Genomic DNA, 15,964 nt, shown 5'->3' with positions numbered 1-15,964 from the left:
GGTCAGTGCCCCCGGTAGAGCGCGTCGATGTCCGCACCGTAGTGCTCCTGCACCGCCGCACGCTTGATCTTCAACGTGGGGGTGAGCTCACCGGCGTCCTCGGTGAAGTCCCGGGGCAGGATGTCGAAGGTCTTGACCTGTTCCGCGTGCGAGACGGTCGCGTTGGCCCGCTCGACCGCGGCCTGGATCTCGCCGCGCAGCTCCGGGTTGCGCCGCAGTTGTCCGACGGGCACGGCGGGCAGCCCGTGCGCCGCGCGCCACCGCGGCCACGCCTGCTCGTCGATGGTGACGAGGGCGGCGACGTACGGGCGGCGGTCGCCGACGAGCATGACCTGGCTGACCAGCGGATGCTCGCGGATCCTCTCCTCGATCGGCGCCGGCGCGAGGGTCTGGCCCGCAGCCGTCACCATGATCTCCTTCTTGCGGCCGGTGATGGTGAGGTACCCGTCGGCGTCGATGCTGCCCAGGTCGCCGGTGCGCAGCCAGCCGTCGCCGGTGAAGGTGTCCCGGGTGGCGTCGGGGTTGTTCCAGTAGCCGGGGAACACGACCGGCCCGCGGGCGAGGATCTCGCCGTCGTCGGCGATACGGAGCTGGACGTCGGAGAGGGGTCGGCCGGCCGTGCCGATCCGCATCGCCGACGGCGTGTTCGTCGTCAACGCCGGCGAGGTCTCGGTCAGCCCGTACCCCTCCAGCACCGTCAGCCCCGCGCCGCGGAAGAAGTGCCCCAGCCGCTCCCCGAGCGGCGCCCCGCCGACGATGGCCAACCGGCACCGGCCGCCGAAGACGCCGCGCAGCTTGCGGTACACCAGGACCTCGAACACCGCGTGCGCCGGTCGCAGCAGCAGCCCTGGACCTCGACGCCGGTCCATGGCCCGGCTGTGGCGGACGGCCACGCGCTCGGCGAGGCGGAACAGCCACCCCCGGCGCGTCTCGTCGGCCCGCCGTCGCGCCTTGTCGTGCGCCTTCTCGAACATCCGGGGCACGGCGAGGAGGAACGTGGGTCGGTACTTCCGCAGCTGCGCCGGGACGGCGGACATGTCGGGGCCGTGCACCATCGTCGCCCGCCGGTACACCATGCCGACCTGGATCAACCGCGCGAAGGCGTGGGCCAACGGCAGGAACAGCACCGTCGACGCGCCCGGGCGCAGCAGGTCCCGGAGCGCGACCGTGGCGCCGGTGACGTCGCAGTGGATGCCGCGGTGGGTCAGCGCGCAGCCCTTCGGCCGCCCGGTGGTGCCGCTGGTGTACACGATCGTGGCGACGTCGTCGCCGGTCACCGCGCGCCGTCGCGCCTCGACCTGCGCGTCGTCGACGGCCCGGCCCTGCCCGGCCAGCGCGATCAGATCGCCGCCGTCGATCTGCCACACCTGGCGCAGCTCGGGCAGGTCCTGGCGTACGCCCGCCACCGTCGCGGCGTCCTCGGCGGTCTCGACCACGCACCCCACCGCGCCCGAGTCCGTCAGGATCCAGTGCACCTGCTCCGCGCTGGAGTTGTCGTACACGGGGACGGTGATCGCACCGATCGACCACAGTGCGTAGTCGATGAGAGTCCACTCGTAGCGGGTTCGGCTCATCAACCCGATGCGGTCGCCGCGCTCCACGCCGGCGGCGACCAGCCCCCGGGCCATGGTGAGCACGTCGTCGCGGAACTGCCGGCAGGTCACCGGCGACGGCCCGTCGCGCAGCGGCCCGGCCACCGGCCACGACCGGGGGACCGGGTCGGGGCGCAGGAACTGCACCGCGTCGGGATCCGTCTGGGCGTTGTCCCACACCATGTCGGCCAGGCCCGCCATCCGGGCACCGGCGACCGCCGGCTCGACCGACACATCCTGTCTGTTCACTCTCCCGCTCTCCCGGAGGTCGACACGAAGGTCTGTCGGGGCGGCTTCGCGGCCATCATGGCGCAGCCCGCGCCCCGGCTCGCGGCGAACGCCGAAACTCCTCGCGCGCCGTGCCGTATGTCCGTTTTCCCGCGACGCCGGCGACGATGGCACCCGGAGGTACGGGCACTCGTCACCGCCGCCGCGAAGCGCTACGTTCGGCGGGTGCGCAACATCATCCGGCGGCACGACCCGCACCACCAGTTCCTCGACTCCGGAAGGGCCCGGTGACGTCGTGATGCCGTTGCACGAGGGGTGGACCCTGCGGGCGCTGCCGGGGCCGCAGGTCCCCGCCGGGATCGTCGGCCGGGCGGTGCCGGCGACCGTCCCCGGCTGCGTGCACACCGACCTGCTCGCGGCCGGGCTGATCCCCGACCCGTTCCAGGACGACAACGAGCTGGCGCTGTCGTGGATCGGGCGGACGGACTGGGTCTACGAGACGACGTTCCACCACGACCCCGACGACGCCGACCGGGTGGAGCTGGTCTGCGCCGGCCTGGACACGGTCGCCACGCTCACCCTCAACGGGGTGGAGCTGGGCCGGACGGAGAACATGCACCGCGGCTACCGGTTCGACGTGCGGTCGTCGCTGCGCCCCGGCGGCAACACGCTGACGGTGCTCTTCGAGTCGGCCTACCGGTACGCCGAGGGGCACCGGGACCGGCTCGGCGACCGGCCCAACGCCTACCCGGAGCCGTTCCACTTCATCCGGAAGATGGCCTGCAACTTCGGCTGGGACTGGGGTCCGACACTGGTCACCGCCGGGATCTGGCAACCGATCGGGCTGCACGCCTGGTCGACCGCCCGGCTCGCCACCGTCCGCCCGCTGGTCACGATCGACGGGCGCGACGGCCGCGTCGAGCTGCGCGTCGAGGTCGAGCGGGCGGCCGCCGTGCCGGTCACCGTGCACGCCACGGTGGCCGGCGCGACCGGCGAGACGACCCTCGCGCCCGGCGCGCGCACGGCGGTGCTGACCCTCGCCGTCCGCGAGCCCGCACTCTGGTGGCCCCGGGGGTACGGCGAGCCGGCCCGCCACCCGCTCCGGGTGGAGCTGCGCGGCCCCGACGGCCGCACCCTCGACACCTGGTCGCGGCGGATCGGCTTCCGCTCGGTGCGGCTGGACACCGGCCCGGACGCCCACGGCTCGGCCTTCACCCTGCACGTCAACGACGTGCCGGTGTTCGTGCGGGGAGTCAACTGGATCCCGGACGACACCTTCCCCACCCGGATCACCCGCGAGCGGCTGGCCGGGCGACTGCGGCAGGCCACCGACGCCAACGTCAACCTGCTGCGCGTCTGGGGCGGCGGCCGGTACGAGTCGGAGGACTTCTACGACCTGGCCGACGAGGCGGGGCTGCTGGTGCAGCAGGACTTCCTGTTCGCCTGCGCGGCCTACCCCGAGGAGGAGCCGTTTCGTTCGGAGGTCGCCGCGGAGGCCGCCGAACAGGTGACCCGGCTCGCCAGCCACCCCAGCCTGGTGCTCTGGACGGGAAACAACGAGAACCTGTGGGGCTGGCGCGCCTGGGGCTGGCAGCAGTCGCTCGCCGGGCGCACCTGGGGGCGCGGCTACTACCTCGACCTGCTCCCCCGCATCGTCGGCGAGTGGGATCCGACCCGCCCGTACTGGCCGGGCAGCCCCTGGTCGGGCAGCGAGGAGATCCATCCGAACGACCCGGCGCACGGCAGCACGCACATCTGGGACGTGTGGAACGCCGACGACTACACGAAGTACCGGGAGTACGTGCCCCGGTTCGTCGCCGAGTTCGGCTTCCAGGCACCGCCGGCGTACGCCACGCTGCGCCGGGCGCTCTCCGACCAGCCACTCGCCCCCGACTCCCGCGGAATGGCCCATCACCAGAAGGCCGCCGACGGCGAGCGGAAGCTGCGACGGGCCCTGGACGCCCACCTGCCGCCGCCGCGCGACTTCGACGACTGGCACTGGCTCACCCAGCTCAACCAGGCCCGGGCGATCGCCCTCGGCATCGAACACTTCCGCTCCCACCGGGGCGTCTGCATGGGCACCATCCTGTGGCAGCTCAACGACTGCTGGCCGGTCACCTCCTGGTCCGCCGTGGACGGCGACGGCCGCCCCAAACCGCTGTGGTACGCGCTGCGCCGCGCGTACGCCGACCGGCTCCTCACCCTCCAACCGCGCGACGACGCCGTCGCCCTGGTCGCCGTCAACGACACCGCGACCGGCTGGCGGGCCGCGGCATCGGTCATCCGGTCGGCCCTCACCGGCGAGCCGAAGGCGAAGACCACTCTGGACCTGGACGTCCCCGCGTACTCCCGGGTGACGCTGACCCTGCCGGCGGAGCTGGCCCGGCCCGACGACCCGGATCGCGAACTGCTCACCGCCGACACCGACGACACGACCGACCGGGCCCTGTGGTTCTTCGCCGAGGACCGGGCCGTCCGCTGGCCGTCGGCGGACTACGAGGCGGTGGTACGGCCGGCCCCGGACGGACAGCGGGTCCAGATCACCGCCCGGACGATCCTGCGCGACCTCACCCTCTTCCCGGACCGCCTGGACCCCGGGGCGAGCGTGGACCGGGCGCTGGTCACCCTGCTGCCCGGGGAGTCCGCCACCTTCACCGTGCGGTCGCCGGGGGCGTTGGAGCCGGCGGCGTTGACCACGCGCCCGGTACTGCGCTGCGTCAACGACTGATCCTTCGGCCGGCCTGGCCCGCTGAGGATAGGGTCGGGGATCATGCGGACGAAGCAGGAGCTGGGTGCGGCCATCCGGCGAGAGCGGCGGGCCGCCCTCGTCGTCAACGCCCACTCCCGCTGGGGCCGCCACCTGTACGAACGGGCCTGCTCGTTGTTGACGGCCGCCGGCTTCGACCTGATCGCCACCCACCCGGTGGAGCAGCCGGCCCGGCTCGAGGCGACCCTCGCCGCGGCCGCCGACCTCGGGCCGGACCTGCTCATCGCCGGCGGCGGGGACGGCACCCTGAGCGCCGCCGCGCGTCTGCTCGCCCACCGCGACATCGCACTCGGCCTGCTGCCGTTGGGCACCACCAACAACTTCGCGCGGACGGTCGGCGTTCCGCTGCACCTGGACCAGGCCGTCGCCGTCCTCAGCGACGGCAAGGTGGTCGACGTCGACCTCGGACTCGCGGGCGACGTCCCGTTCACCAACCACGTCGGCATCGGCCTCTCCGCCGACATCATGCTCCGGACGCCGCCCCGGCTGAAGCGCCTCGCCGGTCGGGTCGCGTACCCGCTCACCGCGCTGACCATGCTGGCCCGGCAACGTCCGCTACGGGCCACGATCCGCACCGGCGGGACGGAGCGCACCTTCGTCACGCACCAGCTGTACGTGGCCAACGGCGGCTTCCACGCCGGACGGCCGATCACCGCCGACGCGGACGCCGACGACCGGCTCCTGGTCGCGTACCCGGTGGGCAGCGGCACTCGACGCGGCCTGCTCCGCGACACCCTCCGCAACGCGACGAGCGGCCACCGCCGGACCCTGCGCGAGGAGCCGTTCCTCGCCGTCGGCGAGCTGTGGCTGGAGACCGACCAGCCCGCCCGGGTGGAGGTCGACGGCGAGCTGCGCGGACGCACGCCGATCCGGGTCGGCCTGGCCGCGAACGCGCTGCGCGTGATGGCGCCCGCGGGCACGGTGGACCGCTAGCGCGGCGCGGAAGTCCGCCGCCGGCTCGTCGTCCCGACCGAGCGCCCATCGATGGATATTGCATCCGCGTAAATGACGTATGACGATTGTTGGTCAGGGGGGCCCTTCCCATAAGGAGGTTCTTCATGACCGAAGTAACTGAGGCCCCGGACGTCCGTAGTTATCCGTTGGGAAAGAGCCGTCCTCCGCTCGCCGTCGCGGACCTGCCCGAGCCCGAAGAGGTGTTCGGCGTACGCAAGCTCGGTCTCCCCCAGCTGTTCAAGTACGCGCTGGGTCCGAGCCTGATCGCCCTCGGCATCTCCATCGGCAGCGGCGAGTGGCTGCTCGGCCCGCAGGCGGTGGGGCAGTTCGGCTTCGTCGGAGTCGGCTGGGTGATCCTCATCTCGGCCATCCTCCAGACGTTCTACAACGTCGAGTCCTCGCGGTACGTGATGGCCACCGGTGAGGCGCCGGTGGTCGGGTGGGGGCGGGTGCCCCCCGGCTACCTGCTGTGGGTGCCGGTGGGCGTGTTCCTCGTCATCTTCGCGTTCATCGCCGGGGGCTGGGCCGCGTCCGCCGGGCAGGGGCTCTACGCCCTGGTCCACGGCGAGGTGGCGCCGTCCGGAGCCGAGGAGCCGCGGCTCTGGGCGATCGGCCTGCTGGTGCTGGTCTTCCTCATGACCGCGGCGGCCCGGCGCATCAGCCGGACGTTGGAGCTGGCCAACTGGGTCATGGTCGGCACCATCCTCGTCGCCCTGCTGTTCATCACCCTGCTCGTGGTGCCGGGGAGCCTGTGGTGGGAGGGCATCCGCGGCTTCTTCACGCCCGCCGCGCCGCCGGAGGGCATCACCGCGACCCAGCTCGGCGGGCTCGCCGGCTTCACCGCGCTGGCGTCCGGCCTGAACTGGTACGTGATGGGCCACTACCGGGACAAAGGCTACGGCATGGGCTACCGCACCGGGTACATCTCGGGGCTGCGCGGCGACCGGCGCGAGCTGCTGGCCAGCGGCGTCACCTTCCCCGACGACCCGGCCAACGCCGCCCGCTGGAAGCGGTGGTACCGGCTGCTGCTCACCGACATGTGGGGGGTCTTCTTCGTCGGCGCGATGCTGGGCATGCTGCTCCCCACCATCCTGATGGCCCAGGCGGTGGAGCTGTCCGGCGAGACGCCGACCCAGGCCAACGTGCCCACGTTCGTCGCCACCGCGCTCGAACCCGAGTACGGCAGGGTGATGTTCTACGGCATGCTGCTGATCGGCGTCCTGATCCTGTTCAGCACGCAGCTCGGCATCTTCGAGGGCATGGTGCGGGTGGTCACCGACGCCGCGCACGCCACCAGTCCCCGGCTGCGGCGGCTGCTCGAAGGCGACCCGCGCCGCTTCTACTACCCGTTCATGCTCCTGCTGCTCGTGATCATCGCGGTCGTCCTGCACCTCGCGCTGCCGGTGAGTCTGGTGCAGTGGTCGGCGAACATGTCCAATCTCGGCGCACTGATCTTCCCGTTCATGCTCATCTACCTGAACCGGCGGCTGCCGCGCGCCGCACGTCCACGGTGGTGGCATTCCACACTGCTGATCATCAATGTGATCTTCTTCGGGTTCTTCTTCCTCAACTTCATCGCCGATTTCATCGGTGACCCGTTGGTCACCTTCTGATTCCGGCGTGACGAGGGCTCCTTCCGGAAACCGGCGGGAGGGGCCCTCGTCACGTGATGAGGTCGGTGATCGGGCGGGCCCGGATCGAGGCGTCGAGCACCTGGACGGTGTGCGCGAGGGCCACGGTGCCGCCGAGTCGTTGGACCGCAGAGGCGATCTGCATGAGACATCCGGGGTTCGCGGTGACCAGCAGGTCGGCGCCGGTGGCGAGCACGTCGCGGGCCTTGCGCTCCCCCAACTGCGCGGCAGGCTCCGGGTTCAGCACGTTCCAGACACCGGCCGACCCGCAGCAGATCTCGGGGTCGGCGATCTCCCGCAGGTCCAGCCCGGGGACGCCGCGCAGCAACTCGCGCGGCTGCGCCCGGACGCCCTGGGCGTGCGCCAGGTGACAGGCGTCGTGGTAGGCGACGGTCACCGGCAGCGGGTGTCGCGGGGCCACCGGCCCCAGCTCGACGAGCACCTCGGCGAGGTCGCGCACCTTTCCGGCGAAGGCGGCGGCCCGCTCGGCGTACGCCGGGTCGTCGCGGAGCAGCTCGCCGTACTCCTTGAGGGACGAACCGCAGCCCGCCGCGTTGACCACGAACCAGTCGAGGCCGGCGGCGTCGAAGACGTCGATCAGCGCCCGCGCGAAGCGCCGCGCCTCGGCCTCCCGGCCGTTGTGGACGCTCAGCGCGCCGCAGCAGCCCTGCCGGTCGGGGAGGATGACCACCTCGCAGCCCTCGGCGGCGAGCACCCGGGCGGTGGCCGCGTTGACCTCGGGGAAGAAGGCGCGCTGCACGCATCCGGTGAGCATGCCGACGGTGGCCCTTCTCGGGCCCTGGGCGGGGAGCCGCTGCGGGGTGCGGGCGACCCGCCCGATCCGGGGCGCCAGCGACTCCAGCGCGGCGAGGGTCGGCGCCAGGCGCGGCAGCAGCCCGGTGCGACGGAGCAGCCGTCGTAGGCCGGTCGCCTGGTACGCCCGCAGCGGGGCGCGCAGCAGCCGCAGCCGTCGCGGGTACGGGAAGAGGCCGAACACGGCGCTCCGCAGCGCCCGCTCCCGACGGGACCGGGGATGCCGGCGCTCCACCTGCTGGCGGGTGTCCTCGATGAGCAGGTCGTAGCGAACCCCGGACGGGCACGCGGTCACGCAGGCCATGCAACCCAGGCAGCGGTCGAAGTGCTGGACAATGGAGTCGGTCAGCGGTTCGCCGTCGAGCCCCTCCTGCATCAGGTAGATCCGCCCGCGCGGGGAGTCCATCTCCTCGCCCCACAGCACGTACGTGGGGCAGGTGGGCAGGCAGAACCCGCAGTGCACGCAGTCGTTGACCAGGTCCCGTCGGGGCGGGTGGTGCTCGTCGAAGGCCGGGACGTGGCTGGTCATCGTCAGATCCCTCCCACGAAGCGGCCGGGCGCGAAGCGGGCGTCCGGGTCGAACTGGTGCTTGACCCGGTGCATCAGCTCCAGCCCGTTGACCGGTCCCCACACGTCGACCAGCTCCCGCACGGCGGCGGGCGCGGTCAGCACGACGGCATGCCCGCCGACGGCCGTCGCCGCGGCGCGCAGCTCGGCGACGGTCCGCGCCACGGCCTCCGGGGGCGCGTCGGCGGGCAGGCCGCCGTAGAGCACCCCGGTGCCCGCGGAGCCGCGAACCGTCAGCGGAACGTCGTGCCGCCGCCGCGCCTCGGCGCTCGCCGCCAGCAGTCGGGGCACGCCGGAGAGCGCCGCGGTGAGCTTCAGCCCCACGTCGCCGACGCGCCACGGATAGGCCGGCCACCACGGCGGCGGGTCGTCGTCGGCGGTGGCGCCGCCGAGCAGCCGGCGCGTCTCGGCGACCCGCTCCCCCACGCCCGTCGCCGTGCCCTCCAGCAGCACGGCGACCTCCACGCCGCCGTCAACCGGCGCGTCGACCTCCAGCGCGCTCGGCATCACCTGGGCCCCGAGCACGGCGGCGGCGAGCCGCCCCGCCTCCGCCGCGTCGGCGGCCGGGCGACGGACGTAGGCGCGCGTCGCGGGGAGCGGGTGCAGCCGGAACGCGCACTCGGTGATCAGCCCGAGGGTGCCGTACGCCCCGGTGAGGAGCTTGCCGAGGTCGTAGCCCGCGACGTTCTTCACGACCTTGCCCCCGGCGCGGGCCACCACCCCGTCGGGCCGCACCATGGTGACGCCGATCAACAGGTCGCGCACCGTGCCGTAGCGCATGCGGCGGGGCCCGCTGGTGTTCGTCGCGACGACGCCGCCCACGGTCGCCCCGGCCGCGCCGGGTGGCAGCGGGGCGTCGAGCGCGAGGTGCTGCCCGGCGGGGGCCACCTTCGCCTGCACCTCGTCCAGTGGTGTGCCGGCCCGCACGACGACGATGAGGTCGCCCGCGGCGTGCTCCACCACACCGCTGAGCCGACGGGTGTCGAGCCGCAGGTCGAGCCGGCGTGGCGGGTTGCCCCAGTCCTGTTTGCCGCCGGCCCCGGCGACGACCACCGCGAGGTTTCGCGCGGCGGCCACGCGCAGCAGCGCCGCCGCCTCCTCGGTCGAGCCGGGGCTGGCGACGACGCGGGGCGTGACGCCGTCCACCGCGTCACCCGGCCCGGCCGGGCGGACGGCGGCGGGGGTGTCGAGCGCCGCGCGGAGGGCGTCGAGGTCGTCGGCCATTCAGAACACCTCCGCCAGGCCCGCCTCCTGCACCGGGTGCGCGCCCCTGCGTCGGCCGGGCACCTCACCGCACAGCCGGGGCGTGGGGAACACCTTGCCCGGGTTGGCCAGCCCGCGGGGGTCGAAGGCGCACCGGAGGAGCTGCATGGTGTCGAGGTCGTCGTCGCTGAACATGCGGGGCATGTACGTAACCTTGTCCATGCCGACGCCGTGCTCGCCGGTGATGGAACCCCCGTGCGCGATGCAGAGGTCGAGGATCGCGCCGGACACCTCCTCGGCCTGTTCGGCCTGGCCGTCGACGCCGTCGTCGAAGAGGACGAGCGGGTGCAGGTTGCCGTCCCCGGCGTGGAAGACGTTCGCCACGCGGACGCCGCGCTGCCGGGAGATCTCCGCGATGCGCCGCAGCACCTCGGGCAGCGCGGTGCGGGGGATGACCCCGTCCTGGACGATGTAGTCCGGGCTGATCCGGCCGACCGCGGCGAACGCGGACTTGCGTCCCTTCCAGATCAGCGCGCGCTCGGCGTCGTCGGCGGCGATCCGGATCTCGACGGCGCCGTTGTCGCGGCAGAGCCGCTCCACCTCGGCGAACTGGGCGTCGACCTCCGCCGCGGGACCGTCGAGCTCGACGATGAGCACGGCGCCCGCGCCGGCGGGGTAGCCGCAGTGGACGGCCGCCTCGGCGGCCTCGATGGCGAGCGCGTCCATCATCTCGATCGCGGCCGGGACCACCCCGGCGGCGATGACCGCCGAGGTCGCCGCGCCGGCCTGGTCGGTGCCGGCGAAGCCGGCGAGCAGCGTACGCACGGACTCGGGCGAGCGGGTGAGCCGGACGGTGACCTCGGTGGCGATGCCGAGCGTCCCCTCCGAGCCGACGAACGCGCCGAGCAGGTCGTAGCCCGGCGCGTCCGGTGCCCGGCCGCCGAGGCGGACCAGGTCGCCGTCCGGGGTGACCACCTCCAGTCCGGTCACGTGGTTGGTGGTGAAGCCGTACTTCAGGCAGTGTGCCCCGCCGGAGTTCTCGGCCACGTTGCCGCCGATCGAGCAGATCTGCTGGCTGGACGGGTCCGGCGCGTAGTAGTAGCCGTACGGCGCCGCGGCCCGCGTGACGTGCAGGTTGATCACACCCGGCTCGACCACGGCCCGCTCGTCAAGAGGGGCGACCTCCCGGATCGCGCGCAGCTGCGTGGTGACGACGAGCACCCCGTCGGCGTGCGGCAGCGCCCCGCCGGACAGCCCGGTGCCGGAGCCGCGGGCCACGAACGGCACGCCCGCGTCGACGCAGGCCCGGACCGTCGCGGCGCACTCGGCGGCGGTGCGGGGCAGGGCGACCAGGGCGGGGATCACCTTGTACTGGGCCAGCCCGTCGCACTCGTAGGTGCGCAGCCGCTGCCGGTCGCTGATGACCTGCCCGTCGCCGAGCGCCGCCCGCAGCGTCGCGGCGAGGGTGCTGATGTCCGTCGTGGTCATCGCCGACCTCCCGTCGCGGCTTCGGGTCAGGGCATCCGCTCGTACGCCGGCAGGGTCAGGAAGTCCACGAAGTCGTCGGCCACGGCGACCTCCATGAACAGCGCCCGCGCCGGCGCGTAGTCGGCCGGGTCGCCGGGAAGCGTGGCCAGCTCCTCGTCGGCGAGGCGCTCGACGAGGTCGCGGGTGACCCGCTCGCCGGTGTCGTCGAGGGTGACGTCGTTGTGCAGCCACTGCCACACCTGGGATCGGGAGATCTCGGCGGTGGCGGCGTCCTCCATGAGGTTGAAGACGGCCACCGCCCCGGTGCCGCGCAGCCAGCTCGCCAGGTACTGGATTCCGACGCTGATGTCGTTGCGCAGCCCCGCCTCCGTCCGCCGGCCGGGCGTGCTCCGCACGTCGAGCAGGTCCGCGGCGGTGACGCGGACGTCGTCGCGGGCGCGGTCGAGTTGGTGTGGCCGGTCGCCGAGCACCGCGTCGAAGACCTCCCGGCAGATCGGCACCAGGTCGGGATGCGCGACCCAGGAGCCGTCGAACCCGTCGCCCGCCTCCCGGGTCTTGTCGTCGCGGACCTTCGCGAGCGCCGTCTCGTTCACCTGCGGGTCGCGCCGGCTCGGGATGAAGGCGGCCATGCCGCCGATCGCGTGCGCGCCGCGCCGGTGGCAGGTCCGCACCAACAGCTCGGTGTACGCGCGCATGAACGGCGCGGTCATGGTCACCGCGTTGCGGTCGGGCAGCAGGAAGTCGCGACCGCGGGTGCGGAACTTCTTGATGACACTGAACATGAAGTCCCACCGGCCGGCGTTGAGCCCGGCCGAGTGCTCACGCAGCTCGTAGAGGATCTCCTCCATCTCGAACGCGGCCGGGTAGGTCTCGATGAGCACGGTGGCGCGGATCGTGCCGCGCGGCAGGCCGAGCCGGTCCTGGGCGAGCAGGAAGACGTCGTTCCAGAGCCGGGCCTCCAGGTGGCTCTCCATCTTCGGCAGGTAGAAGTACGGGCCGGCGCCGCGGTCGAGCTGCCGGTGGGCGCAGTGGAAGAAGTACAGGCCGAAGTCGACCAGGCTGCCCGAGGTGCGGTCGCCGTCGACCAGGATGTGCTTCTCGCTCAGGTGCCAGCCGCGGGGCCGGACGACGATCGTGGCCAGCTCGCCGTCGTGCAGGGCGTAGTGCCGCCCCTCGGGAGAGGTGAGGGAGAGCTTCCGGTCGATCGCGTCACGCAGGTTGAGCTGCCCGCCGATGACGTTCTCCCACAGCGGGGTGTTGGCGTCCTCGTGGTCGGCGAGCCAGACCTTGGCGCCCGAGTTGAGCGCGTTGATCGTCATCTTCGCGTCGGTCGGCCCGGTGATCTCGACCCGACGGTCGACGAGCCCCGGCGCGGGTGGGGCGACCCGCCAGTCGCCGTCGCGGATGTGCCGGGTCTCCGGCAGGAAGCCCGGCAGCTCCCCCGCCGCCAGTGCGGCCTCACGCTCGGCGCGCCGGGTGAGCAGGTCGCGCCGGCGGGCGTCGAAGGCGCGGTGCAGCTCGGCGAGGAAGCCGAGCGCCTCCGGTGTGAGAATCTCCTGGTAGCGGTCGTGCCGGGGGCCGGCGATCTCGACGCCGTCGGGCAGGTCCATGACGCGCTCCTCACCGTGGGGAGGGTGCCGTCGAATCGATCCACGGGAATTGCTGCCGTCGACTCTAGTGGCGTCGCCGGAAATCCGCGAGGCATGGGACACCCGCCCGGATGTTCGGTGCCGCGGTCACGAAGGTCGCCGACCGGGGTGGCGCGGTCAGTTCTCGTAGGGGTGCTCGCGCTTGGCGCGGCGCAGCGCGCCGGCCCACCAGGTCAGCTGGCGCACCATCCCGGCCGCGGCGACCTCGGCGTGCTCCGGGTGCCGCAGCTGGCCGTGCGCGTCGAACGTGTCGTGTGCCCGACCGGGCGGCGACCGGCCCCTGTGCAACGATCGTCGGGCGTCCTGCCGACCGGTCCGCCCGCTCACCGGGCAGGCGGGCCCGGCGGCACACCTCGTACCCTTGGAGAACGCGATGTCCCCCTCGCCGGCCCGCGTATTCGCCGCGCTGAACGCGGTGCGGCCGCCCGACCAGCCGTCCCCGGTCCTGGGCAAGGCCGTCGTGGTCGGCGGCAGCGTCGCCGGCCTGCTGGCCGCCCGCGTGCTGTCCGACCACGCGGAGAGCGTCGTCGTCGTCGACCGGGACGACCTGCACACGAGCGGCGCGCGACCCGGCGTGCCACAGGGGACGCAGCTGCACGCCCTGCTGCCCGGCGGCTTCCTCCAGTTGGAGCGGCTGTTCCCGGGATTCCGCGAACAGGCCCTGGCCCAGGGGGCGATCGCGGCGCCGCCCGCGAGCCGGCGGAACTACCTCGACGGCCGGGTGAAGGTCGTGGTGCCCGACGACGCCGACAGCCTCGCGGGCAGCCGGCCGTTCCTGGAGGGGTTGATCCGCCAGCGGGTGCTCCGCCTGCCCAACGTCAAGACGGTCGCCGCCCGGGCTACCGGCCTCGTGTTCGAGGGTGAGCGGGTCACCGGGGTCCGTTGCGACGTCGGTGGCATGTCCGGCGCCGAGAGCGGCGATCTCGTGGTGGACGCGATGGGGCGTTCGAGCCGGCTGTCCGAGTGGCTGGAGCAGGCCGGCTGGGACCGGCCCGTCACGCGGCGGATGACGGTCGACCTCAACTACTCGACGGCGCTCTTCCGGCGGCAGGAGGCGAACCCGGATCCCACCCTCGTCCTGGCGCTGCACAGCCCGGACAGGTCGTCGGACGTGGCCGGCGCCGCGTTCTTCGCCATCGAGGACGGTCGGTGGATGGCCATGATGGCCGGTTACGGCGACAACCGCCCGGGACGTACCGCCGAGGACTTCGTGCGCCGGCTGCGGGAGCAGTTCCCGCCGGAGTTCGGCGCCCTCGCCGGGAACGAGATGCTCGGCGACGTCCAGACCTACCGCCACGCCGACAGCCGGCGGCGGGACTTCCACGCGCTGAAGCGGTTTCCCGCCGGGCTCGTCAGCGTCGGCGACGCGGTCGCGTCGTTCAACCCGGTCTACGGACAGGGGATCACGGCGGCGGCCCTGCACGCGGCCTGCCTGTCGACGTACCTGCGGTCCGGGCCGGACCTGGGCGCACCGGCCCGCGAGTTCCTCGCTCTGCAGAAGGTCGTGGTCGACGCCGCCTGGTCGATGTCGACCTCCGCCGACCTGGCCCTGCCACACGTCGACGGGCCCTACCCGCGCGGGTACCGGATCTCCAGCTGGGTGGGCAACCAGATCGTCCGCGCCACCGTCACGGACGTGGCGACCGCACGGCGGTTCAACCAGGTCGTTTCCATGCGTACGCACCCGAACTCGCTGGCCACCCCCGGCGTGATCCTGGGCGCCCTGCGCGCCAACCGGCGGGCCCGCTGATCGGCGGGGTGCCCGACCCACACCCCGGGCGCCCGCCGTCGCCCCGCCTGCCGGAGCGCCCGGCAGCCGCGCCACAGGGCGACTCCTTCGGCGCGCAGGCCCCGGATCCAAATGGGAGACGGCCGTTTCCTGACAGCTGTCGCAATGTCGCCACCGGTCGGATCATTGTCCCTTACATCGACGTGCACTACTATTTCAACCGGCCCGATCAGGCCCGGCGGCAATCCGCCGGAAGAAATCCGTCACGACCATCTCGACCGACAGCGCCCCGCCGAGACAATCGGACGACCGCCCGCTGGGCGCGGGCGAAGCGGAGCGGCTGACCAGCGAGGGCACCGAGCCGACCGACAATCCGATCCGGTTCGGACCACCGGATCCCGTCCGGCAAATCCGGTCAACACAACACGAAAACGTCCCAATACAGCCAGCCAACCACACACGACAAATCCAATTTATCGATGCCTGGGTGCAAATATTCTTAACCGTACCGATATAAAACGTCATTAGGGTCGTGCCGCCGATTGATCGGCGTCATGGCGAAACCTCGCGGAACGGGTGGGGAACCGGAAGAGGTGGGGGGATGAGGGGGATCCCGGTCGCGTCCTTGGTCATCGGCATCGCTTCGTCGCCGGCCGAACGGAGACAGCTGGCGCAGTTGCTCGGCGGGACCGAGGCGTTCCTAATCGTTTCGAGCGTCGACCAGGCGCGGGAGTTCCTCGGCGTCGCGGAGGCGACGGGCGCCCTCCCCGAGCCGACGACCGACCTCCCCGAGGAGGCACCCCCGTCGGCGCCGTCACCGGTGGCCGCCGACGTCCTCGACGTCACGGACGAGGCGGACGCGCCGCCACCACCACCCGGTCTGAGCGTCGATTCCGACCAGCGGGTGTTGCGCTGGCGCGATCAGGAGATCGAGCTGACCCGGCTGGAGCACGATCTGCTGCTGTGCCTGGTCGGCGCGCCCGGGCGGGTCTGGACCTACGAGCGGCTGCACCAGACGGTCTGGGGCAACGAACACCTGGGCCGCGGCTCGGACATGCACTCGGTGGTCCGCCGGGTGCGGCGCAAGCTCGCGGAACTCGGCGCCTCGGCGACGATCCACGCGGTCCGCGGGGTCGGCTTCCGCCTCGCCCCGGTCTGACCGCCACACCTCCCCGCCCTCAGCCGGCCGGCGACCGCCCCGACCCGGACCCTGCGCGGGACGGTCGACGTCGCGGCGACCACGAGCCCGGACCGCCCGGCAGTCAACGCCACGGTCCTCCGACGGGGTCCGGCCCGCCCGGTGTGAACCGAGCGGGCCGGACCTGTTCAGTTGGGGTCAGTTG

General features: G+C 73.0%; 11 protein-coding genes. 5 read left to right on the top strand and 6 right to left on the bottom strand.

From position 1 onward, the window contains the following. Window positions 1-2: 2 nt before the first annotated feature. Window positions 3-1,793 carry a long-chain fatty acid--CoA ligase gene (locus O7603_RS03920; RefSeq protein ID WP_281576584.1) on the bottom strand — a complete coding sequence of 597 codons (1,791 nt, stop codon included), beginning with the start codon at window positions 1,791-1,793 and terminating at the stop codon, window positions 3-5. A gap of 325 nt (window positions 1,794-2,118) precedes the next feature. On the opposite strand from O7603_RS03920, the gene O7603_RS03915 reads away from it, so the two are divergent. From O7603_RS03915 to O7603_RS03905, 3 genes are all read left to right on the top strand, one after another. Further along, window positions 2,119-4,548 (top strand): glycoside hydrolase family 2 protein, encoded by a 2,430-nt coding sequence (locus O7603_RS03915; protein WP_281574315.1) that lies wholly within the window; start codon window positions 2,119-2,121, stop codon window positions 4,546-4,548. A 42-nt stretch (window positions 4,549-4,590) separates the two neighbouring features. Beyond that, a complete protein-coding gene (locus tag O7603_RS03910) occupies window positions 4,591-5,520 on the top strand; it encodes a diacylglycerol kinase family protein (protein WP_281574314.1) in 930 nt (309 codons plus the stop codon). Between the two features lie 125 nt (window positions 5,521-5,645). Beyond that, the gene (locus O7603_RS03905) at window positions 5,646-7,154 is read left to right on the top strand and encodes an Nramp family divalent metal transporter (protein WP_281574313.1); all 1,509 of its coding nucleotides are present in this window, start codon (window positions 5,646-5,648) and stop codon (window positions 7,152-7,154) included. Between the two features lie 49 nt (window positions 7,155-7,203). Here the strand turns inward: O7603_RS03905 and O7603_RS03900 are convergent, their stop codons facing one another. The 5 genes from O7603_RS03900 to O7603_RS03880 form a co-directional block, all read right to left on the bottom strand. Then, window positions 7,204-8,514 (bottom strand): heterodisulfide reductase-related iron-sulfur binding cluster, encoded by a 1,311-nt coding sequence (locus tag O7603_RS03900; RefSeq protein ID WP_281574312.1) that lies wholly within the window; start codon window positions 8,512-8,514, stop codon window positions 7,204-7,206. 2 nt (window positions 8,515-8,516) lie between these two features. Next, on the bottom strand, window positions 8,517-9,776 hold the full coding sequence (locus tag O7603_RS03895; protein WP_281574311.1) for an FAD-binding oxidoreductase: 1,260 nt from the start codon (window positions 9,774-9,776) through the stop codon (window positions 8,517-8,519). Next, window positions 9,777-11,243 (bottom strand): FAD-linked oxidase C-terminal domain-containing protein, encoded by a 1,467-nt coding sequence (locus tag O7603_RS03890; RefSeq protein WP_281574310.1) that lies wholly within the window; start codon window positions 11,241-11,243, stop codon window positions 9,777-9,779. It abuts the gene before it with no gap. 26 nt (window positions 11,244-11,269) lie between these two features. Beyond that, a complete protein-coding gene (gene aceB / locus O7603_RS03885; protein ID WP_281574309.1) occupies window positions 11,270-12,853 on the bottom strand; it encodes a malate synthase A in 1,584 nt (527 codons plus the stop codon). A 156-nt stretch (window positions 12,854-13,009) separates the two neighbouring features. Then, entirely contained in the window at window positions 13,010-13,180 is a 171-nt protein-coding gene (locus O7603_RS03880; protein ID WP_281574308.1) for a hypothetical protein, read from the bottom strand. A gap of 85 nt (window positions 13,181-13,265) precedes the next feature. On the opposite strand from O7603_RS03880, the gene O7603_RS03875 reads away from it, so the two are divergent. After that, window positions 13,266-14,642, top strand: a complete 1,377-nt coding sequence (locus O7603_RS03875) for an FAD-dependent oxidoreductase (RefSeq protein WP_281574307.1) — start codon at window positions 13,266-13,268, stop codon at window positions 14,640-14,642. A gap of 580 nt (window positions 14,643-15,222) precedes the next feature. Further along, window positions 15,223-15,780: a winged helix-turn-helix domain-containing protein gene (locus tag O7603_RS03870; protein WP_281574306.1), complete on the top strand. Its 558-nt coding sequence runs from the start codon at window positions 15,223-15,225 to the stop codon at window positions 15,778-15,780. Window positions 15,781-15,964 lie beyond the last annotated feature (184 nt).

It is taken from the genome of Micromonospora sp. WMMD812 (genome assembly GCF_027497215.1).
Classification (GTDB): Bacteria; Actinomycetota; Actinomycetes; order Mycobacteriales; family Micromonosporaceae; genus Micromonospora.
The sequence above is the reverse complement of the archived record's forward strand: the minus strand, read 5'-3'. Positions and strand labels throughout refer to the sequence as shown.